20 protein-coding genes and 1 pseudogene are annotated in these 20,862 nt (G+C 72.8%); 6 read left to right on the top strand and 15 right to left on the bottom strand.

All coding sequences use genetic code 11. The features are described from left to right. Positions 1-62: 62 nt before the first annotated feature. Together GTY58_RS36645 and GTY58_RS36640 are read right to left on the bottom strand one after the other, a co-directional pair. A pseudogene (locus GTY58_RS36645) lies at positions 63-284 on the bottom strand (Imm21 family immunity protein); the annotation flags it as partial. 88 nt (positions 285-372) lie between these two features. After that, positions 373-942, bottom strand: coding sequence for a rhodanese-like domain-containing protein (locus tag GTY58_RS36640; protein ID WP_037647011.1), 570 nt, complete (start codon positions 940-942; stop codon positions 373-375). Between the two features lie 163 nt (positions 943-1,105). Between GTY58_RS36640 and GTY58_RS36635 the strand changes: the two genes are divergently transcribed. Further along, positions 1,106-1,552, top strand: coding sequence for an Lrp/AsnC family transcriptional regulator (locus tag GTY58_RS36635; protein WP_010988452.1), 447 nt, complete (start codon positions 1,106-1,108; stop codon positions 1,550-1,552). A gap of 18 nt (positions 1,553-1,570) precedes the next feature. On the opposite strand, the gene GTY58_RS36630 is transcribed toward GTY58_RS36635, so the two are convergent. From GTY58_RS36630 to GTY58_RS36615, 4 genes are all read right to left on the bottom strand, one after another. Continuing rightward, complete coding sequence (locus GTY58_RS36630; protein ID WP_010988451.1) at positions 1,571-4,570, bottom strand: SMC family ATPase; 3,000 nt, start codon at positions 4,568-4,570, stop codon at positions 1,571-1,573. 67 nt (positions 4,571-4,637) lie between these two features. Continuing rightward, positions 4,638-5,801: an exonuclease SbcCD subunit D C-terminal domain-containing protein gene (locus GTY58_RS36625; RefSeq protein ID WP_010988450.1), complete on the bottom strand. Its 1,164-nt coding sequence runs from the start codon at positions 5,799-5,801 to the stop codon at positions 4,638-4,640. A gap of 246 nt (positions 5,802-6,047) precedes the next feature. Continuing rightward, complete coding sequence (locus GTY58_RS36620; RefSeq protein WP_010988449.1) at positions 6,048-7,544, bottom strand: DEAD/DEAH box helicase; 1,497 nt, start codon at positions 7,542-7,544, stop codon at positions 6,048-6,050. A gap of 326 nt (positions 7,545-7,870) precedes the next feature. Next, entirely contained in the window at positions 7,871-8,497 is a 627-nt protein-coding gene (locus tag GTY58_RS36615) for a YigZ family protein (protein WP_010988448.1), read from the bottom strand. 283 nt (positions 8,498-8,780) lie between these two features. On the opposite strand from GTY58_RS36615, the gene GTY58_RS36610 reads away from it, so the two are divergent. Next, on the top strand, positions 8,781-10,772 hold the full coding sequence (locus GTY58_RS36610; protein WP_171033149.1) for an amino acid transporter: 1,992 nt from the start codon (positions 8,781-8,783) through the stop codon (positions 10,770-10,772). Between the two features lie 47 nt (positions 10,773-10,819). On the opposite strand, the gene GTY58_RS36605 is transcribed toward GTY58_RS36610, so the two are convergent. Both GTY58_RS36605 and GTY58_RS36600 read right to left on the bottom strand, forming a co-directional pair. Continuing rightward, complete coding sequence (locus GTY58_RS36605; protein WP_010988446.1) at positions 10,820-11,368, bottom strand: histidine phosphatase family protein; 549 nt, start codon at positions 11,366-11,368, stop codon at positions 10,820-10,822. Further along, positions 11,365-12,057, bottom strand: a complete 693-nt coding sequence (locus GTY58_RS36600) for a cysteinyl-tRNA synthetase (RefSeq protein WP_037647010.1) — start codon at positions 12,055-12,057, stop codon at positions 11,365-11,367. The genes GTY58_RS36605 and GTY58_RS36600 overlap by 4 nt, the downstream gene beginning before the upstream one ends. 209 nt (positions 12,058-12,266) lie before the next feature. Between GTY58_RS36600 and GTY58_RS36595 the strand changes: the two genes are divergently transcribed. After that, the gene (locus tag GTY58_RS36595) at positions 12,267-12,674 is read left to right on the top strand and encodes a CoA-binding protein (protein ID WP_010988444.1); all 408 of its coding nucleotides are present in this window, start codon (positions 12,267-12,269) and stop codon (positions 12,672-12,674) included. A 184-nt stretch (positions 12,675-12,858) separates the two neighbouring features. Here the strand turns inward: GTY58_RS36595 and GTY58_RS36590 are convergent, their stop codons facing one another. The 3 genes from GTY58_RS36590 to GTY58_RS36580 all read right to left on the bottom strand — a co-directional run bounded on the left by GTY58_RS36590 (position 12,859) and on the right by GTY58_RS36580 (position 15,285). Beyond that, positions 12,859-13,896, bottom strand: coding sequence for a cation diffusion facilitator family transporter (locus GTY58_RS36590; RefSeq protein ID WP_037647009.1), 1,038 nt, complete (start codon positions 13,894-13,896; stop codon positions 12,859-12,861). 138 nt (positions 13,897-14,034) lie between these two features. Further along, on the bottom strand, positions 14,035-14,586 hold the full coding sequence (locus GTY58_RS36585; RefSeq protein ID WP_010988442.1) for a DinB family protein: 552 nt from the start codon (positions 14,584-14,586) through the stop codon (positions 14,035-14,037). A gap of 27 nt (positions 14,587-14,613) precedes the next feature. Beyond that, a complete protein-coding gene (locus GTY58_RS36580; RefSeq protein ID WP_010988441.1) occupies positions 14,614-15,285 on the bottom strand; it encodes a TetR/AcrR family transcriptional regulator in 672 nt (223 codons plus the stop codon). A gap of 113 nt (positions 15,286-15,398) precedes the next feature. Here GTY58_RS36580 and GTY58_RS36575 point away from each other — a divergent pair, with 113 nt between their 5' ends. Next, a complete protein-coding gene (locus GTY58_RS36575) occupies positions 15,399-15,959 on the top strand; it encodes an NAD(P)H-dependent oxidoreductase (RefSeq protein ID WP_010988440.1) in 561 nt (186 codons plus the stop codon). A gap of 158 nt (positions 15,960-16,117) precedes the next feature. On the opposite strand, the gene GTY58_RS36570 is transcribed toward GTY58_RS36575, so the two are convergent. Continuing rightward, positions 16,118-16,495: a metalloregulator ArsR/SmtB family transcription factor gene (locus tag GTY58_RS36570; RefSeq protein ID WP_010988439.1), complete on the bottom strand. Its 378-nt coding sequence runs from the start codon at positions 16,493-16,495 to the stop codon at positions 16,118-16,120. A 77-nt stretch (positions 16,496-16,572) separates the two neighbouring features. On the opposite strand from GTY58_RS36570, the gene GTY58_RS36565 reads away from it, so the two are divergent. Beyond that, positions 16,573-17,748 (top strand): cation diffusion facilitator family transporter, encoded by a 1,176-nt coding sequence (locus GTY58_RS36565; protein WP_010988438.1) that lies wholly within the window; start codon positions 16,573-16,575, stop codon positions 17,746-17,748. Positions 17,749-17,803: 55 nt separating this feature from the next. On the opposite strand, the gene GTY58_RS36560 is transcribed toward GTY58_RS36565, so the two are convergent. Then, positions 17,804-18,358, bottom strand: a complete 555-nt coding sequence (locus GTY58_RS36560; protein ID WP_010988437.1) for a YbaK/EbsC family protein — start codon at positions 18,356-18,358, stop codon at positions 17,804-17,806. 43 nt (positions 18,359-18,401) lie between these two features. After that, a complete protein-coding gene (locus tag GTY58_RS36555; RefSeq protein WP_037647007.1) occupies positions 18,402-18,974 on the bottom strand; it encodes an XRE family transcriptional regulator in 573 nt (190 codons plus the stop codon). 102 nt (positions 18,975-19,076) lie between these two features. On the opposite strand from GTY58_RS36555, the gene GTY58_RS36550 reads away from it, so the two are divergent. Continuing rightward, positions 19,077-19,934, top strand: a complete 858-nt coding sequence (locus GTY58_RS36550; RefSeq protein WP_037647145.1) for a DMT family transporter — start codon at positions 19,077-19,079, stop codon at positions 19,932-19,934. Positions 19,935-19,947: 13 nt separating this feature from the next. On the opposite strand, the gene GTY58_RS36545 is transcribed toward GTY58_RS36550, so the two are convergent. Next, positions 19,948-20,712 (bottom strand): acyltransferase, encoded by a 765-nt coding sequence (locus tag GTY58_RS36545; protein WP_010988434.1) that lies wholly within the window; start codon positions 20,710-20,712, stop codon positions 19,948-19,950. Between the last annotated feature and the right edge of the window lie 150 nt (positions 20,713-20,862).

Raw genomic sequence — 20,862 nt, 5'->3', positions numbered from 1 at the left:
TCACCGGCGCGAGCCCGGCCGCGGTCAGCGTCTGAAACCGTCCTGTCCGGAGGTCATCATCACGACCCGGGGTCGTCGCCGAGGACCAGGGCCCGGGTGTCGCCGACAGGGACGAGGCCGATGAACGCGTCGACGTCGCAGGCGCGGTCGTAGTCGGTGGACAGTTCGTCGCCGTCCGCCCCCGCCCAGAACGGGAGCACCACCTCGGGTACGGCGATGAGCGGGCCGCCGCCCGACTCCACCCACGCGACCGCGCCGACACCCGCATCCGTGCAACTGGCCATGCGCAGAACCTACATGCAGGGGCCGCGGCCGCCTTCCGGCGTCCGTGCGTCGCGGGGTCCGCCCGCGGTGGTACGACGCCCGGTCGCCTCAGCAGCCGCAGTCGTCCGCGTCCACCGGCGCCGTCAGCGGGTCGGCGACGCGGTGGTCGCGGCCCTCCCAGGTCTCGTACTCGAAGCCCTCGCGCACCCAGTACTCGAAGCCGCCCAGCATCTCCTTGACCTGGAAGCCGAGTTCGGCGAGGGCCAGGGCGGCCCGGGTCGCGCCGTTGCAGCCGGGGCCCCAGCAGTACGTGACGACCGGTACGGACCTGTCCAGGAGCTGCTCGGCCTGCTCCGGGATGAGCGCGGTGGGCAGATGGACGGCGCCGGGCACATGGCCCTGGTCCCAGGACGCGGTGGAGCGCGAGTCGAGAACCACGAAGCCGGGGTCGCCGCCGGCCGCCAGTGCGGTGGCGACATCGGACACGTCGGCGTGGAAGGCGAGGCTCGCGCCGAAGTAGGCGGCGGCCGCGGCCGGGGAGGCGGGGGCGACGCGGAGTACGGGGTTGTCGGCGGTCTTCGCGGTGGCGGTCTTCGCGGTGGGGGCCTTCACGGTCGGGGCCTTCACGGTCGGGGGCGATGTGGGGGTCGTCGTGGTGGGCGTCGTCGTGGTGGTCATCGTGGTGCCTTCCCTCCCTGCCCCGCCGTTCCGGTGCGTTCGCCTGCTCCGGCCGTACGGGACCCTCATGGCTGAGAATCTACGGCCGGTGATCCCCGTCCTGAAGGAGTGATTCACGGCGTCACTCTTGATCTGCCGGGGATTCCCCTGCTATTCCTCGGGAATGACCACGTATTCCCCGGACGCCACCGACTGGCGCATCCTCGATGTCCTCCAGCGCGAGGGACGGGCCAGCTTCGCCGAGCTGGCCCGTGCCGTCTCCATGTCCTCGAGCGCGGTCACCGAGCGGGTGCGGCGGCTGGAGGAGGCCGGCGTGATCCAGGGATACGCGGCGGTCGTCGACCCGGACAGCCTGGGCCTGCCGATCCTGGCCTTCGTCCGGCTGCGCTACCCGAACGGGAACTACAAGCCCTTCCACGACCTCGTCGCCGTGACGCCCGAGATCCTGGAGGCGCACCACGTCACCGGCGACGACTGCTTCGTCATCAAGGTCGCCGCGCGCTCGATGCGCCATCTGGAAGAGGTGTCGGGCAAGATCGGCGCTCTGGGGTCCGTGACGACGAGCGTCGTGTACTCGTCACCGCTGCCCCGACGCCCGCTGGGTCGCTGACCCCGGGGCCGCCGGGCGTCACAGCCCGCCCCGCTGTCGTACCACCGAACCCGTCCGCCCCTTCACGATCTCCAGCTGCGCGGTGATGCGCCGTCGTAGATCCGCGACATGGCTGACGATGCCGACGCTGCGGTCCCGCTCCCGCAGGGAGTCGAGTACGTCGAGGACCTCGTCGAGGGTCTGGTCGTCGAGGCTGCCGAATCCCTCGTCGATGAACAGGGTGTCCAGGCGCACCCCGCCGGCCTCGTCGGTGACGACGTCCGCGAGGCCGAGGGCGAGAGCCAGCGACGCGAAGAAGGTCTCGCCGCCGGAGAGCGTCGCCGTGTCCCGCTCGCGGCCGGTCCAGGCGTCCACGACATGCAGCCCGAGACCGCTGCGTCCGCGTCCGGCCCGGTCGTCGGAGTGGACGAGCGTGTAGCGCCCCGACGACATGCGTCGCAGGCGCGCGGTCGCGGCCGCCGCCACCTGTTCCAGACGGGCGGCGAGGACGTAGGACTCCAGGCGCATCTTCCGCTCGTTGTCCGCGGAGGTACCCGCGGCCAGTCCGGCCATACGGGCCACCCGGTCGTGCTCCTCGCGCAGCGGCGCCAGCCGGCGTACGGACGTGAGCGCGCGCGTGGACAGCCGGTCCAGTTCGGCGCAGCGCCGAGCGGCCGCGTCCTGGGCGGAGGCGGTGTCCCGCAGCCGCCGGGCGGCCAGCTCGGCGGTCTCTTCGGCGGCGGCCAGGCCGGCGGCCGGCTGCCGCGCGGCGGCGGCCGTGTCGGCCTCGGCGAGCACCGCGCGTACGGCGGCCTCCTCGGACTGCCAGGCGTCGAGGCGCCGTTGGAGGTCGCGGTGGGCCGCGTCGTCGAGGAGCGCGGCGGCCGCGTCCCCCGGGGTGTCGAACCCGGCGCGGAAGGCCGCGTCGGCCAGGCGCGCGTCGGCGTCCTTGAGGCGCTGCGCGGTGTCCTCGGCCGTGCGCACGGCGTCCGCGGCGTCCGTGAGCAGGGCGGTCCGGCGCTCCAGCTGCGCGGCACGCGCGGCGACGCTGTCGGCGGCGCCCCGGGCCTTTGCCAACTCCTCCTCCAGCGAGGCCCTTTCCCGGTCGATCGTGTCCCGGTGGGAGACCCGGGCGGCGGCGCGCAGGGCGGCCTGCTGCTGGTCGGCGACCCGCCGTTCGTGTTCGAGCTCGGCCTGTGCGAGCCGCTGCCGCGCGGTGTGCAGCCCGGAGGCGGCGGCGCGCGCCTCGGCATGCTGCCGCTCCAGCTCCGCTGCCTCCTGGGCGAGGTGGGCGGTCGGCGCGTCGCCCGCTTCCGCGGTCGCGGCGGCCAGCTCCTCGCGTACGGAGCCGAGTCGCCGCTCGTCCACGGTGGCCGTCTCGTCGGCGCGCTGGTAGGCGGTGAGGGCCCGCTCCTCGGTCTCCCGGTCGACATGCCCGGTGATCTTCCGCGCGGGCGCCGGATGGTCGAGGGAGCCGCACACGGCGCAGGGAGCGCCGTCGACGAGACCGGCGGCGAGTTCCGCGGCGATGCCCTGAAGGCACTGTTCCTTCAGGTCGAGCCAGTGGACCCGGGCGTCCGTCGCGTGCTCGCGGGCGGCGAGGGCACGGGCCCGGGCCTCGTCCGTGTCCTGGGAGAGCCGGTCGCGCCGACGGGCGGCCGCGAGGCGGGCCTGGGCGGGGTCGCGGCGCACGGCGAGCTGCTCGGCGCGCGTCGCGGCCTCCTGCGCGGACTCGATGCCGGCCTGGAGGTCGGCGCGGGTCGCCTCCCAGGTGGCGAGCCAGCTCTCGGCGTCCTGGAGGACGTCGTCGTCGGCGCGCTCCTGGCGGTCCAGGGAGGCACGCTCCTCGGTGAGTTCACCGAGCCGGCGCTCGGCCCGGCGGGCGGATTCCAGGCCGCCCAGTTCCTCGGCCGCCTTGCGGGCCGCCGCCGCGAGGCCGGGCGCGCCGGCGTCGGCGAACGTCTCGGGCAGGGCGGTGCGCGCGCGTGCCTCGTCCGTGGCCGCGCGCCGGTGCTCGGCCTCGGCGGCGTCGCGCAGATCGAGCGCGGGGGCCACCGCCTCGGCCTTGCGGCCACGCTCCATCCGCGTCTGCGCCTCCCGGTGGGCGTCGGAGCGCTCCTCCAGCAGCGCGGCGCGCTCGCGCGCCTCGGTGTACCTGCGCTGAAGGCGTGCCACTTCGCGTACGTCGTCGAGTACGCGGTCGGCGGCGGCCTGCGCGGACTCCGCCGCCGTACGCGCGCAGTGGGCCAGGGTCAGCCGCTCGCGGGCGGTGGAGCGGGCGACGGCGGCCCAGGTGAGGACGGTCTCGGCGAGTCCTGGGTCGCCGGGCGCGAGGTCGGGCAGCGGCACCTCGACGACGTCCCCGACGGCCTGCTGCATGCGGTGCGCGTCGGCGAGCAGCGTGGCGTCCCCGGCCCGCACCTCGGCCTCGACCGCCCGCCGCCGCTCGGCGAGCCGCTTCTCGACCTCCGCGAAGCGGTGGGTGTCGAAGAGGCGGCCGAGCAGTTTGCCGCGCGCCTCCGCGTCGGCGCGCAGGAAGCGTGCGAAGTCGCCCTGGGGCAACAGCACGACCTGGCAGAACTGCTCCCGGCTCATGCCGAGCAGCTGGGTGATCTCCTCACCGATCTCCTGGTGGGAGCGGCTGAGGTCCTTCCAGGAGCCCGCCGCCGCGTCGTGTTCGCGCAGCCGGCTCTGGGCCTTGTCGGTCGTCGTACCGGCGCCGCGCTTCTTGGGGCGCGCCCAGGGCGGCTGCCGGGTGATCTCCAGCCGGCGTCCGGCGACGGTGAGTTCGAGCCGGATCTCGGTACGGGTGGACGGCGCGGCGTGGTCGCTGCGCAGGGTCATGCCCTGGCCGCTCTGGCGGGCGCCCGGCACGGCCCCGTACAGCGCGTAGCAGACGGCGTCCAGGACGGACGTCTTGCCCGCCCCGGTCGGTCCGTGCAGCAGGAAGAGCCCGGCGGCCGAGAGGTCGTCGAAGTCGACGGTCTGGGCGCCGCCGAAGGGGCCGAAGGCGGTGATGTCCAGGCGGTGCAGCCTCATCGGCTCCCCTCCGTGTTCGAGTGCGGTCGCCGCACCGGGCGCCGTGGGTGTCCGGCGGTCGCGGGCATCAGCGGGCGACCTCCCGGACCGCCTCGTCGGCGCGGACGGCGTCGAACGCGTCCTGCAGCACGGCCTGTTCGCGCGCGTCGGGTCCGGCGCCGCGCACATGGGCCACGAAGTCCTCCGCGATCTGCTGGTCGCTGCGGCCAGCCAGGCGCCGCGCGTACGAGACGTCCGGGTCCTCCGGTGCCCGCTCCGGGTCGAAGACGAGGCTGAGCGTGTGCGGGAAACGCTCGGTCAGTCGCGCCATGGGCTCGGCGGGGCGCACCGGGTCGGTGAGCGTGGCCTCGACCCACGCCTCCTCGTGGCGCGTCAGCCCGGGGTCGGCGAGCAGTTCCTCCAGTGGCCCACGGATCCTGGCGAGCGGGCGGGGCACCGGGCAGTCGACCCGCTCCGCCTCGATCGAGCCGTCGGCCCCCAGGTCCACGAGCCACATGCTCTTGCGGTGCTCGGCCTCGGAGAAGGAGTAGGGCAGCGGGGAGCCCGAGTAGCGCACGCGCTCGGTGATGGTCTGGCTGCCGTGCAGATGTCCCAGCGCCGCGTAGTCGACGCCGTCGAAGACCCCGGCGGGCACGGCGGCCACCCCGCCGACCGTGATGTCCCGCTCACTGTCACTGGCCTCGCCGCCGGTGACGAAGGCATGGGCGAGGACGACGGAACGGGTGCCCGGCGGGCGCGTGGCGAGGTCGGCCCGGACCCGGTCCATGGCGGCGGCGAGCACGGCCTCGTGGGCCGCTTTCTCCACCCCGAACTGGTCCCTCACCAGGGCCGGTTCAAGATACGGCAGCCCGTAGAACGCGACGTCGCCGAAGGTGTCGGACAGCAGCACGGGCGTACCGCACGCCGAGACCTCGGTCCGCAGATGGATGCCGGCGCGGCCGATGAGGCCGGCGCCCACGCCCAGTCGGCGCGCCGAGTCGTGGTTCCCGGAGATCATCACCGTGGGCACGCCCAGGTCCGCCAGCCGGTGCAGGGCGTCGTCGAAGAGCTCGACCGCGGCCAGCGGCGGCACCGCCCGGTCGTACACGTCCCCCGACACGACCACCGCGTCCACGCCGCGCTCACGCACGGTCGTGACGAGATGGCCGATGAAACCGGCCTGGGCACCGAGCATGTTCACCCGGTGGAACGCCCGGCCCAGATGCCAGTCGGACGTGTGCAGAATCCTCAAGACACCGCTCCGACCTGCATGCTTCCCCTTACTACGCCCTACGCCCCTGGAACCGGCGCCGACCAGCACGGGCCTCACCGTCAGCACCGACCACGCTAACGCCTGTCGGCACCCGATTCCTCACACATCCCGGTCCGCCCCTGACATCCGCCACCTATAGCCATAGATGTCCACATTGACCTGAATTGCGGCGCGGCCGACGGGCGTTCGGGCGGGCGGTCCCGCGGGCGTTCAGCTGCGCTCGGGCTACGCGCCGCGACGGATCCGGGCGGCCTTGCGGGCCTCGGCCGTCTGCCGGGCCTCGGCGGACCGGCGGGACTCACCACCGGCGCGGCCCGGGCGAGTGCCCATACCCCGGAAGGGGGCACCGCCGCGCTTGGGGCGCTCCGTGACCGGCCCGCTGCCGGCGATGGGGACACCGGAGGGCGCCTGGGCGCCGGTGATACGGCTCAGCTCGGCCTCACCCGAGCGGACCTGAGTGATCTGCGGCCTGATGCCGGCATCGGACATCAGCCGCGCCATCTCACGGCGCTGGTTGGGCAGGACCAGGGTGACGACACTGCCGGACTCACCGGCGCGCGCGGTACGGCCGCCGCGGTGCAGGTAGTCCTTGTGGTCGCTCGGCGGGTCGACGTTGACGACGAGGTCGAGATCGTCCACATGAATGCCGCGGGCCGCGACATTGGTCGCCACGAGCGCCGTGATGTCGCCGGTCCTGAACTGCGCCAGGGTGCGGGTGCGCTGGGGCTGCGACTTGCCGCCGTGCAGGGCGGCGGCCTTCACGCCGCTGCCCAGCAGGTGCTTGGTGAACTGGTCGACGGCGTGCTTGGTGTCCAGGAACATGAGCACGCGCCCGTCGCGGGCGGCGATCTCGGTGGCGGTGGCGAACTTGTCGGTGCCGTGCACATGCAGCACGTGATGCTCCATCGTGGTGACCGTGCCCGCCGACGGGTCGACCGAGTGGACCACCGGGTCATGGAGGTAGCGACGGACCAGGAGGTCGATGTTGCGGTCCAGCGTGGCCGAGAACAGCATCCGCTGGCCGTCGGGGCGTACCTGGTCGAGCAGTTCGGTGACCTGGGGCATGAAGCCCATGTCGGCCATCTGGTCGGCCTCGTCCAGGACGGTGATGCTCACCCGGTCCAGCCGGCAGTCCTTGCGCTCGATGAGATCGGCGAGGCGGCCTGGAGTCGCGACGACGACCTCGGCCCCGGCGCGCAGTGCGCTCGCCTGCCGGCCGATCGACATGCCGCCGACCACGGTGGCCAGCCGCAGCTTCAGCAACTGGGCGTACGGAGTGAGCGCGTCGGTGACCTGCTGGGCCAGCTCGCGCGTGGGGACGAGGATCAGGGCCAGCGGCTTCCGGGCCTCGGCACGCTGTCCGGCCGTGCGCACGAGTAGCGCCAGGCCGAAGGCGAGCGTCTTGCCCGATCCGGTCCGCCCGCGGCCCAGGACGTCGCGGCCCGCCAGGGAGTTCGGCAGGGTGGCGGCCTGGATCGGGAACGGCTCGTTCACGCCGAGGCTGGTGAGCGTCTTCAGCAACTCGGCGGGGAGGTCCAGCTCGCCGAACGTCGCAGCCGCGGGGAGGGCCGGCGTGACGGTGACCGGCAACGCGAACTCCCCCTGCGGTGTGGAGGGACGGCGCCCGTTGCCACCCGAGCGGGCGCCCCGGCCGGAACCGGCGGAGCCATCCTTCTTACGGGTGTTGGAGAAGCGGTCGTTCGTGCGAGCTGAACGGTTCATGGAGAACCTTCCTCGACAGGGCACGCATCGAGGAATTCTCGGCGGGCACGAGCCGAATGAATTGCAGGAACGAGCCGGGTGCAAGACAAAAAAAGAAGCCGACCGCGCCGACGCGGCGGAGTACTACTTTTCACCCATGATGCCATGACCACGCACGGCGAATGTCCTGAACGTGCCACTGCGGCCCGAACCGGCCGGGATGCACACAAGTCGCCATGACTCCGGAAATCAGCACAGGCCGCCGACTGGGCGGAGCGCCCGTTCACTGTCCCCGTATCCCGTATCCCTGTGTCGCTGTATCGCTGTATCGCTGTGTCGCTGTGTCGCTAGGCGTCCCCGTATGCCTCGCCGCCCAGTTCGAAGCCGGCCGTGCCGGCGGTGGCGTCGGCGAGCCACGAGCGGAAGGCGTCCACGTCGGCGTCCGGGAGGCCGATCTCGATCGTGACCGCCTCCCCGTAACGCACGTCACGCACCGTGCGTCCGGTCGACCGCAGGTCGTTCTGCACCTTGCCGGCCCGCTGGTGGTCGACGGTCACCGTGGCGAGCCGGAAGCGTTTGCGCGTGAGGGTTCCGAGCACGTCCAGCGCCTCGCCCACCGCTCCCCCGTACGCCCTGATGAGCCCGCCCGCGCCGAGCTTGACCCCGCCGTAGTAGCGGGTGACGACGGCGACGACGTACCGCATGTCCCGGCGCAGCAGCATCTGCAGCATGGGGACGCCCGCGGTGCCGCCCGGTTCCCCGTCGTCGCTCGCCTTCTGGACGGCGGCACCGGCGCCGATGACGTACGCGTAGCAGTTGTGCGTGGCGTCCGCGTGCTCCTTGCGGACGGCCGCGATGAAGTCCTGGGCCTCCTGCTCGGTGGCCGCCGGGGCGAGGGCGCACAGGAAGCGGGAGCGGTTGATCTCGGTCTCGTGCACGCCCGCGTGGGCGACTGTGCGGTACTCGTCCTGCATCACGCCAGCGTATGCGGTGCGCGCGCGGGGGCGGCACGACGGATCGCACCACGGATCGAACGCGCACCGCACGCGCGCGTGCGGCAGCCGGATCAGGGCACGTGTCACGCGTGCGTGCGCAGCGCACTGCCGCCGCGCCGTCCGGTCCGCCCGGTCCGTCCGGTCCGCCCGGTCCGTCCGGTCCGTCCGGGCCGTCCGGTCGCCCCCGGCGGGGGTGCGGGCGGCCGTGTGGTGGATACTCGCTCGTCGTTGTCCGAAGGCCCCAGGTCAGGGAGATCGCAGCATGAGCGGCACGCAGGTGGACAGTAAGGACACCGCCGAGCCCGACGAACCAGGGCCCTCCGCCGCCACGCCCCGCTGGCGGGCCTGGCTCCTGGAGGGCCTGAGCGAGCAGACGGCCCGGCACCCGGGCCCGCACGCCACGACCGACGAGGGGCACGCGGGGCACCGGTGGTGGCGGGTCATGTGTCTGACCGGTGTGGACTACTTCTCCACGCTCGGCTACCAGCCCGGCATCGCGGCGCTCGCGGCCGGCCTGCTGTCGCCGCTGGCGACGCTCGTGCTGGTCGCGCTGACCCTGCTCGGCGCGCTGCCGGTCTACCGCCGGGTCGCGCACGAGAGTCCGCACGGCGAGGGTTCCATCGCCATGCTGGAGCGGCTGCTGCCCTGGTGGGCGGGGAAGATCTTCGTCCTGGTGCTGCTCGGGTTCGCGGCCACCGACTTCCTGATCACGATCACGCTCTCCGGCGCCGACGCCGCGGCGCACGTCGTGGAGAATCCGTTCGCTCCGCACTGGCTGCACGGCGCGAACACCTGGATCACGCTCGTCCTCGTCACGGCCCTGGGGGCGGTCTTCCTCAAGGGCTTCCGTGAGGCCATGGGCATCGCCGTGACGCTGGTGGCGACCTATCTCACACTCAATGTCGTCGTTCTGGCCGTCTCGGCGTGGGAGGTGCTGAGCCACCCGGTCAAGATCGGCGACTGGACCGACGCGATGACGACGGAACACTCCTCTCCGCTCGCGATGGCCGCCGTGGCGCTGCTCGTCTTCCCGAAGCTGGCGCTCGGCATGTCCGGCTTCGAGACGGGCGTCGCGGTGATGCCGCAGGTCGAGGGCGACCCCACGGACACCTACGAGAAGCCGACGGGCCGGATCCGCGACACCCGCAAGCTGCTCACCACGGCCGCCGTGATCATGAGCTGCTTCCTGCTGCTCTCCAGTCTGGCGACGACGATCCTGATCCCGCAGGACGAGTTCAGGAGCGGCGGCGCCGCGAACGGCCGCGCGCTGGCGTATCTCGCGCACCAGCACCTGGGCGAGGCCTTCGGCACGGTCTACGACGTCGCGACCATCGCGATCCTCTGGTTCGCGGGCGCCTCCGCGCTCGCCGGACTGCTCAATCTCGTGCCGCGCTATCTGCCGCGGTACGGCATGGCCCCGGAATGGACCCGGGCGGTCCGCCCCCTGGTGCTGGTCTTCATGGCGGCCGCGGTCTTCATCACGCTGTGGTTCAACGCGAACGTCGACGACCAGAGCGGCGCGTACGCGACCGGCGTCCTGGTCCTGATGCTCTCCGCGTCCTTCGCGTCGACGGTCGCCGTGCACAAGCGCGGCCACCGGGGCGCCGCGACCGGGTTCGGTGCCATCACCGCGGTCTTCGCCTACACGCTGGTCACGAACGTGATCGAGCGGCCGGACGGCATCAAGATCGCGGCGATCTTCATCCTGGCCATCCTGATCACCTCGTTCGCCTCCCGTGTGCGCCGGGCCTTCGAACTGCGGGCCGCCGCCGTCACGTTCGACGAGACGGCCTCCCGGTTCCTCGACGAGGCCGCGGCGAGCGGGCCTCTCCGGCTGATCGCCAACGAGCCGCAGGAACACAGCACGCGCGAGTACCGCGCCAAGGAGTACAGCCAGCGCGAGCAGACCCACATCCCGGACGGGCGTCCGGTGCTCTTCCTGGAGGTCTTCGTCACGGACTCCTCGGACTTCACCGCCGATCTGGCCGTCCACGGCGACGAGAAGCACGGGGTGCGCAGGCTGCGCGTGGAGGGCGCGACCGTGCCCAACACCATCGCGGCCGTCCTGATGCAGCTGCGGGACCGCACCGGTGAGGTCCCGCACGCCTACTTCAACTGGACCGAGGGCAACCCGTTCAGCCAACTGCTGCGCTTCCTCGTCTTCGGCGACGGAGAGGTCGCCCCGGTCACCCGGGAGGTCCTGCGCCGCGCGGAACCCGATCCGCAACGCCGGCCCCGGGTCCACGTGGGCTAGGGCCTGTTCCGGAAGTGGCGCCTGCCACGCGCGCAACGGGCCCTAGGTCAGCGGTGCTTGTGGCCTCGGGGGACGGTCAGCTCCGTCAGGAGTGCCGTGCCGGGGGCCAGGGTCTGCCAGGACTCGCCGTGCCAGGCCAGGACCGCGATCGCCGAGGTCGGGAACTTGACGCCGAGGCGGTCCAGTGTGTCGTCGACGCCGTCCCCGGCCAGTTCGAGGACCAGTTCCTCGAGCCCCGGGTTGTGCCCGATCAGCAGCAACGTCCCCACCTGGCCGGGCACTTCGCGCACCGCCGCGAGCAGGTCCGGCGCGTCGGCCGCGTACAGCCGCGCGTCGAGCCGTACGGCCGGCGGGGTGCCCCACTGCGCCGCGGCCAGCTCCCAGGTCTGGCGGGCGCGTACGGCGGTGGAGCACAGGGCGAGGTCGGGCAGGAGGTCGGCCTCGGCGAGCACACGTCCGGCGGCCGGGGCGTCCCGGCGGCCGCGCGGTGCGAGCGGTCTGTCGTGGTCGGCAACCCCGGCGGGCCAGGCGGACTTGGCGTGCCGAAGCACCACGAGTCTGCGCAGCGGCCCCGTGCCGGGGCGCGGCGCGTTCATGCCCATGCCCCGATCTCCCGGGTGAGTTCGAGCCCGAGGAGCCGGTCCGCGTAGGCGTACGACTCGAATCGGGCGCCGTCCGGCACGTCGTCGGCGCCCTCCAGTCGTCGCAGCACGTCCAGGACCGCCGGGAGGTCGAGGTCGTCCTCCCAGGCGGCGCGCAGTTCCTGCCGTACGTGTTCGGGGATGGGCTTGGAGGGGTGGTTCGCCCACAGGGCGACGGTCTTGCGCCAGCGTGCGAGCGTCTCCTGAGCCTCGGTCAGCGCGCCGCTGTCGAGGTCGGCGGGGCTGCTGCGGGGGTGGGCGAGCAGGGCGAGGCGTACGGCGGAGGAGGACCCGGCAGACTCGGCGGAGTCGGCCGGACCGCCCGCCGGGGCGACCTCGACGCGGATGCCGTCCACGACGGGGTCCTCGGGACCGAGCACGTGCAGGATCCGCCCGCCGCCCAGGGTGTCGGTCTCCGCGCGCCGGATGCCGAGCGCGTCGGCGCGCGCCCGGAGTTCGGCGGGCGGGTCGGCGACCATGACGACGGGGGTCCCGCCGAGTTCGAGGGCACGGGCGAGCACGTCGGCGACGAGCAGCACGCGCAGGGCGGACGTGTCGGCCCGCGCCACATGCGCGTGGATCCTGGTCAGGCCTGGTCGGACGTCGGTGGGCTCGCCGGTTCCGGCGTCGGTGATACGCAGCACGGGGTGAGCGTAGGCGCCAGGGCCCTCGGGCGCAGGGAGGTGGGGACCGTTCCGGACATGCGTACGCCGTCCAAGCTCGCGCGCGCGTCCCACCGGCGCGCCCGTGTGCGCCTCCGACACCCGGGGGAATCCCGGCGAACGGCCCGCTGTTGCCAGGCACAGCAAGCCTCGTGCGGGACGAGCCCGCAGGACGTCGAAGGAGACCGGCCGTGTACGGCGACTCAGCAACGACCCGCAAGATCCTGACCGAGCTCGGTGACACCTGGGCGATCGTCGGCCTGTCCTCGAACCGGCATCGGGTGGCGTACGGGGTGGCGGACGTCCTTCAGCGCTTCGGCAAGCGCATCGTGCCGGTGCATCCGAAGGCCGAGACGGTCCACGGCGAGCAGGGCTACCCGTCCCTGGAGGCGATCCCGTTCCCGGTCGACGTGGTCGATGTGTTCGTCAACAGCGATCTGGCGGGGCCCGTCGCCGACGAGGCCGTGACGATCGGCGCCAAGGCCGTGTGGTACCAACTCGGGGTCGTCGACGAGGCGGCGTACGAGCGGACGCGGGAAGCGGGCCTGGACATGGTGATGGACCGGTGCCCGGCGATCGAGATCGGGCGCCTGCGTTAGATCGGGCGCCTGCGTCAGACCGGGTCCCTGCGTCAGACCGAGTGCCTGCGTCAGACCGGGCCCCTGCGCCGGACGGAGCGCCGGCCCGGGCCCCCGGCCGGCGCGCCGCCCCAGGCTTCCCGGGCCTTGGCCCGCACAAGGCCGTCCGCCCCCCTACCGCCTACCGCTGTGCCGCGCGCCGGCGTCAGTGTCCGTGCGGCTCCTCCCGGTGGACCGGCCCGTGGGCGTCCTCGCAGTGCGGCGCGCCGTCCGGCGGGATCCGGTCGCCGCGCAGGGCCACCTGGAGGAGCTGTTCCGGGATGTGGTCGACCTGAAGTGTCGTGTGGGTGATGCCGTAGTCCTGGCGCAGCAGTTCCTCGAGGTCGCGGCGGACCGCGTGGCAGTCGCTGCCGGGCTGCACCAGGACGTGGGCCGACAGGGCGGCCTGCCCCGAGGTGATCTGCCAGACGTGCAGGTCGTGGACCTCGACGACGGCCGCCTGCGCGACGAGCTTGTCGCCGAGCGCGTCCGGGTCCACGTCGGCCGGTGCGGCCTCCAGGAAGATCCGGCCGGAGTCGCGCAGCAACCCGTAGCCGGCCTTGACCATGAGGACCACGACCACGAGCGTGGCGATGGCGTCGGCGCGGGCGAAGCCCGTCACGACGACGACCAGGCCGGCGATCGCGGTACCGATGAAGGCGAACAGGTCGTTGAGGATGTGCTGGTAGGCGCCCTCGACATTGAGCGAGGTGCGGTTGGCCTTGGAGATGCACCAGGCGGCGGCCACGTTCACGACGATCCCGGCGAGCGCGGTGATCAGCATCAGGCCGCCCTCGACGTCGGGCGGCTCGACGAGCCGTCGTACGGCCTCGTACGCCAGCCAGACACCCAGCAGGAGCAGCGTCAGCCCGTTGGCCTGGGCGGAGAGGATCTCCGCGCGTTTGAGTCCGTAGGTGAAGCCGCCCTTGGCCGGGCGCGCGGCCAGTCGCATCGCGATCAGCGCGAGCACGATCGAGGCGGCGTCGGTGAGCATGTGCGCCGCGTCCGAGATGAGGGCCAGCGAGCTCGCGACGACACCGACGACCACCTCGGCCGCCATGAACAGGGTGATCAGAGCGAGCGCGATCCCCAGCCACCGGCGGTCGGCGTCCGCCGACACTCCGTGGGAGTGACCGGCGTGCCCGGAGTGCCCGGAGTGCCCGGTATGGCCGTGCGGGCCGTGGTCATGGCCGTGGTCGCTCATGTCGTGCGCCTTCCCCCTCGCGTCGGGTGCCTCCACCGCAGTCAAACGCATCGCGGTGCTGATCGGCAAAGGCTGCACCGGTGACCGTTGTCATCTCCGTTAACACGCCGCTGACCTGCGGAAACGTAAACCGTTGCGTCACACTCCGGTCGCCCCGTCGATCCGCTCGCGCAGCAGGTCCGCGTGGCCGTTGTGGCGGGCGTACTCCTCGACCATGTGCACGAGGACCCAGCGCAGGGAGACGGTGCCGCGCCAGGAGTCGTGGCCCTCGACGTCGAGGTGGGGCGCCTCGGCGACGTAGTCCTCGGCGAAGGCGACCTCGGAGCGCCAGGCCCGCCAGGCCTCGGCGACCACGGACAGGTCGGGGACGGCGCCGGTGAAGTCGCCGTCGGGGTCGGACGGCGAGGAGAAGCGGGGCGGCGCGTCCTGTGCGGCCATGACCTGACGGAACCAGCGGCGTTCGACGTCGGCGAGATGGCGCAGCAGACCGAGCAGCGAGAGGGTGGAGGGTGCCACGGAGCGTTGCGACAACTCCGCCTCCAGGCCTGAGCACTTGAGCTCAAGCGTCGCGCGCTGGGCGGCCAGGAAGTCGACGAGCAGGGTGCGTTCGGTACCGGTCGCGGGGCCGAGGACGCGGGGATCGCGGTCGGCGGCGACGAACATCTCGGCTCTTCTGCCCGGGGTGGTCATGGCCCCATCATCGGTGCCGGAGGGGCGTCACCCCGTACTACATCGGCTCTGCCCGCCCGTACATCGGTCGACGAGGTCGTACCAGCCGGCCTCGACCCGCTCCAGGGTCATGCCGCGCCGGGTGAGCAGATGGTCGACGAGGATGGTGTCCAGGTAGCCCAGCAGCGTGTGCGCGACGAGTTCGATGTCGCCCTCCGTCCGCGCCTGGCGCAGCAGCAGGCAGACGTGGGTGAGCCGGAGCTGGTACGGCGGAGCCGTGTGGCGTCGCGCCGCCTCCGCGTGGGCGGCCAGGTACAGGTCGCTGTGCGTGTGTTCGCGGCGGATCACCGCCGAGCCGAAGGCGCGCAGCCGCTCGACCGGAGGGGCGTCCGGGCCGAGCGGCGGCGGGCCGGTGAGGAAGGCGGCCTGGAGCTGCTTCTCGTGGTGGTCGAGGAGGGCCTCGAGGAGTCCCGTGCGGTCGCCGAACCGCCTGAAGACCGTGCCCTTGCCGACGCCCGCGCCGCAGGCGACGGCCTCCATGGTCACGTTCGCGGCGCCGCGCTCGGCCGCCAGGCGGGCGGCGACCTCCAGCAGACGGCTGCGGTTGCGGGCGGCGTCCGCCCTGAGCTGCGGCGTCTCGCCACCGGGCGTCAGGGTGAGGTCCGTTCGCCCGCCGGGGTCGTCCTGCGGTGCGGGGAAGGGCGGGAGCAGCTGGGTCATGGATTCAGGTTAGCGCTCCACCAGGACAAGTGGACCTCGGTCCGTTTAGGTGCTACAACATTAAACGGACCCCGGTCCGCTTGGCTCTGACCGCATATCCTGGGAGTTAGCTCATGTCCGTACGTATCCTCGCGCTCGTCGGCAGCCTTCGCGCCGGTTCGCACAACCGCCAGCTCGCCGAGGCCGCCGTCAAGCACGCCCCCGAGGGCGTCGAGATCGAGCTCTTCGAGGGCCTGGCCGACGTGCCGTTCTACAACGAGGACCTCGACGTCGAGGGCGACGTGCCCGCGGCCGCCGCCCGGCTGCGTGCCGCGGCCGGCGCGACCGACGCCTTCCTGCTCGTGTCGCCCGAGTACAACGGCACGATCCCGGCCGTCCTGAAGAACGCCATCGACTGGCTGTCCCGCCCGTACGGCGCCGGTGCGCTGTCCGGCAAGCCGGTCGCCGTGGTCGGCACGGCCTTCGGCCAGTTCGGCGGCGTGTGGGCGCAGGACGACACCCGCAAGGCCGCGGGCATCGCGGGCGGCACGGTCCTGGAGGACGTCAAGCTGTCCATCCCCGGCTCCGTGACCCGCTTCGCAGAGCTCCACCCGGCCGACGACGCCGAGGTCGTCGAGGGCCTGACCAAGGTCATCGAGCAGCTCAGCTCGCAGGCCGCGCCCGCCGCGGCCTGATCACCCGGCCGGCGAGCGAGCCGGCCCGATACGCGCGACGGCTGTGGGCCGAGGCGGAAAGCCTCGGCCCACGGCCGTTCTCGCATGCCCACGCGCGACCCCGCCGCGTTCGGCACCCGTTCGCCCGCCAGACACGGGCACGGGCGCCGCCCCGCGGCTCAGTCATGCGCGGGCCGGTCGCTGAGGCGGTGGTCGGCGAGGCTCAGCGCCTCGTCCACGACCCGGCGCAGATGACCGTCGCGCAGGGAGTAGATCACGCGGCGGCCCTCCTTGCGCGTGTTCACCAGACCCGCGAGCCGGAGCCGGGCCAGGTGCTGGCTCACGGCGGGACGCGCCGCGCCGCACACCTGCGTGAGCGTCGAGACGTCCGCCTCCCCACCAGTCAGGGCGTGCAGGAGGGCGAGACGGGTGCGGTCCGCGAGCAGGGCGAGGAGTTCGGCGGCGAGTACGAACTGCTCCTCGCCGGGGGTTCGTGGGTGCGCCTCGGGCTCGCCGCCCGTGCGCGAGTGCGCACCATGCGCAGGTGGTAGGTGCATGCGTGCGTTCATACGCACATAATGGTTCCGTGGAGGCGACCGCGTCCACTCCCCGCCCGGCGGAAGGGACCACGCACGTGACCGACCGGCACCAAGCCCACAGCCACGGCCCCGATCACGGACCGGACCGGGCACACACGCACGCACACGCACACCCCCACGCACACCCCGACGCACAGCCCCACGACCGTTCCCGCGACCACGGACCGGACCGGGCACCCGCCCACGACCACGCTCACCACCACAGACCCACCACCCTCCTCCCGCGTCTGCGCCACCTCCTCACCCCCCACTCCCACGAAACCGCCGACAAGCTCGACTCCGCCCTGGAGTCCTCGGCCCGTGGCATGCGGGCGCTCTGGGTCTCGCTGGCCGTGCTCGGGGTGACGGCGGCCGCCCAGGCGGTCGTGGTGGTGCTCTCCGGGTCGGTCGCGCTGCTCGGCGACACGGTGCACAACGCCGCCGACGCGCTGACCGCCGTACCGCTCGGCATCGCCTTCGTCCTGGGCCGGCGAGCGGCGACGCGCCGGTTCACCTACGGCTACGGTCGCGCGGAGGACCTGGCGGGCATCGCGATCGTACTGACCATCGCGGCGTCGGCGGTCTTCACCGCGTGGGCGGCCATCGACCGGCTGCTGGAGCCGCGACCGCTGAACCATCTGCCCGTCGTCGCCCTCGCGGCCGTCATCGGCTTCGCGGGCAACGAGTGGGTCGCCCGCCACCGCATCCGTGTGGGCCGCGCGATCGGCTCGGCCGCCCTCGTCGCGGACGGGCTGCACGCGCGTACGGACGGATTCACCTCGCTCGCCGTGCTCGTGGGCGCGGGCGGCGCCGCGCTCGGCTGGCCGGCGGCCGACCCGCTGGTGGGGCTGGCCATCACGGCGGCGATCGCGCTGGTGCTGCGGGACGCGGCGCGCGAGGTGTTCCGGCGGGTGATGGACGCCGTCGACCCGGCGCTGGTGGACCGGGCCGAGCGGGCACTGGAGGAGGTGCCCGGCGTACGCGACGTCGGTGAGCTGCGGTTGCGCTGGATCGGGCACCGGCTGCGGGCCGAGGTGGCCGTCGTCGTCGACGGCGAGGTGAGCGTGCGCCAGGCGCATCACATCGCGGTCGAGGCGGAACACGCCCTCCTGCACGCCGTTCCGAGACTCACCGCCGCCCTGGTGCACGCCGATCCGGCACCGCTGCCGGGCGAGACGGACCCCCATCTGGCGCTCGCCCACCACACCGATCCCTCGGTGACGGCGGCCTGACCGGACTCTCAGAGCCCGAGCCGCCCCACCCTCAAGCCCGAACCGCCCCGGACCCTCAGATCCCGAGCCCCTCCAGCACCACCGCGTTCGGAAGCTCCGCGAACGCCTTGCCGGGCACCAGCAGCTTCCCCCTCCGCCGCCCGCTGCCGACCAGGACGTAGGGAAGATCGACGACCGCCGAGTCCACCAACACCGGCCAGCCGCCCGGCAGTCCGATCGGGGTGATGCCGCCGTACTCCATCCCGGTCTCCCCCGTCGCCGTGTCCATCGGGGCGAACGAGGCCTTGCGCGCGCCGAGTCGGCGGCGGACCGCGCCGTTCACGTCCACGCGCGTGGCGGAGAGGACCACGCATGCGGCCAGCACGGTCTCGCCGCCCCGCCTGCCCGCGACGACCACGCAGTTGGCCGACCGGTCGAGCAGGTCCTTGCCGTAGTGCTCCAGGAAGACGGCCGTGTCGGCCCACTCCGGTTCGGTGTCGACGTACACGATCCGGTCGGCGGGGACGCTGCCGCGCCAGTGGCGTACGGCGTCGGCGACCGGGCGGGTGAGTTCGTCGAGGCTGTCCGGGGCGGGCGTGGCGTGGTCGAAGTCTCCGATGGGTGCGCGCATGACGGCACGCTAACAGCAGCCCCCACGCCTCCCGGACGGCGTCTCAGCGCACCGGCGGGACCGACACCGTCATGATCATCTCCAGTGGCGCGTCACCCGAATTCGCGTACCTGTGCGGCACGTTGGCCTCGAAGGAGACGCTCGCGCCCGTCGGAACGTGGTGCACCACGCCGTCCACGGTGAGGGTCAGCTCCCCGGCCGTCACATGGACGAGCTCCACCGAGCCGTTCGGGTGCGGGTCGGAGGGGCTGCCCTCGCCCGGCATCAGCAGCCAGTCCCACATCTCCAGCGGGCCGGGCGCCTCGGTGCCCGCGAGCAGCCGGTTGTAGCTGCCGGCGTCGGTGTGCCACAGCCGTACGGCCTGGTCGGCCGGGACGATACGGACCTTCGGCCCCTGCTCGTAGTCGAGCAGCGTCGTGACGCTGACACCGAGCGCGTCACCGATCTTGACGACGGTGCCGATGCTGGGGTTGGTCCTGGCCTGCTCGATCTGGATGAGCATGCCGCGGCTGACCCCGGCCCGCGCGGCGAGCGTGTCCAGGGTGAAGCCGCGCTCGGTGCGCCAGCGCTTCACATTGCGCGCCAGGGACTGAGTCAGCAGGTCGAGGTCCGACACATTCCGTCCAATATTCTGGATGACAGAGTTCAATGCAATGAACTATGGTGTGGTGCACCTGATTGTTCACCGAACTGTACTGCGAGGCGCCCGATGGCCGCACTGCCGGCACTCTTCGCCCTGGCCACCAGCCTGCTGTGGGGCCTGGCCGACTTCGGCGGCGGACTGCTGACCCGACGTACACCCGCGCTGACGGTGGTCGTCGTCTCGCAGTCGATCGCGGTGGTCGTGCTCGGCGCCGTCGTCGTCGCCACCGGCGGCTGGAGCGAGGCGGGTCCGCAGCTCTGGTTCGCCGTCGCCGCCGGACTGGTCGGACCGGTCGCGATGCTCTCCTTCTACAAGGCGCTGGCGCTCGGCCCGATGGGCGTGGTGTCGCCGCTCGGCTCCCTCGGCGTGGCCGTGCCGGTGGGCGTCGGTCTCGTCCTCGGCGAGCGCCCGGGACTGTTGCAGTTCGCGGGCGTCGCGGTCGCCGTCACCGGTGTCGTGCTCGCGGGCGGGCCCCAGCTGAAGGGCGCGCCCGTGCAGCGCCGGGCCGTCTTCCTCACCCTGCTGGCGGCGGTGGGCTTCGGCGCGGTCATGTCGCTGATCTCGGAGGCCTCGACGACGGTCACCGGTCTCTTCCTGGCGCTGTTCGTGCAGCGCGTGACCAATGTGGCCGCGGGCGGCGCCGCGCTGTTCATCGCCGTGCGGCGCGGCGCCCCCGCCCTTCCTGAGAGCGGCTTCCCCTGGCGTGCGCTGCCCGCGCTCGGCTTCGTCGGCCTGGCCGATGTCGCCGCCAACGGCACGTACTCGATCGCCGCCCAGCACGGCCCGGTCACCGTGGCCGCCGTTCTCGCCTCGCTCTACCCGGTGATCACGGCCCTGGCCGCACGCGGCTTCCTCAGCGAACGGCTGCGCGGCGTGCAGGCGGCGGGCGCGGGCCTCGCACTGGTCGGCACACTGCTGCTCGCGACGGGCTGAGCGCGGGCCCGGATCAGGACTCGACGTCGAGTTCCGCGAGCCGGGCGGCACTCTCGTCGTCGAGTTCGGACAGCGCCAGCAACTGCTCGGGGGTGACCCCTTCGGGGATCGGCACCGGCGCCGGCGTCCGCAGCGGCGGCTGCCAGCCGTCGGCGGGGGTCCAGCGTCGTACGACCCGCGCGGGCGCCCCGGCCACCACGGCGTGGTCGGGCACCACACCGCGCACCACCGCTCCGGCGGCCACCACGACGTTCCGCCCGATCCGGGCGCCCGGCAGGATCACCGCGCCCGTCCCGATCCAGCAGCCGGACCCGATCGACACGGGTTCCATACGGGGCCACTGCTTGCCGATGGGCTCGTGAGGATCGTCGTACGAGTGGTTCGTGGAGGTCACGTAGACGTAGGGACCGAAGTAGCAGTCGCTGCCGATCGTGACCGTGGTGTCGGCGATGACGTGACTGCCACGACCGAGGACGACCCCGTCGCCGATGCGCAGGATCGGGTCGGGGCCGAGGTCGAGGTCGGGCATCAGACCGGCGGTCAAGGTGACCTGTTCGGCGATGATGCAGTGCGAGCCGAGGTGGATCCAGGGCTCACCGAAGACGGTGCCCTGCGGGAAGGCGAGTCTGGTAGCTGTTCCCATCGCGCCGAAACGGAGCCGTCCGGGGTGCTCGGCGCTCACGGCCCCTGTTCGTTGTGCCCAGGCCCAGCCCGCGTGGACGGCGCGCTGCGCGAGGCGGCGCCGCCATGATGAGAACGTGTTCTTGCTCCTGGGCACCCGCTCACGGTACTCAGCGCGCGGGGCGCCCATGACGACGTACGGCTGTGATCTTCGCCCCACCGGAGCTTCCCCGGAGCTCCCCGAGGAGCCCCACCGGGCCCGGCCGGGACCTCGGACGATGACATACGGTGCCGGTGTACCGACGAC

The sequence above is a fragment of the Streptomyces sp. SID5469 genome (assembly GCF_009862865.1).
Taxonomy (GTDB): Bacteria; Actinomycetota; Actinomycetes; order Streptomycetales; family Streptomycetaceae; genus Streptomyces; species Streptomyces avermitilis.
Note: the sequence above shows the minus strand (reverse complement) of the source record. Positions and strands in the feature narration are given on the sequence as shown.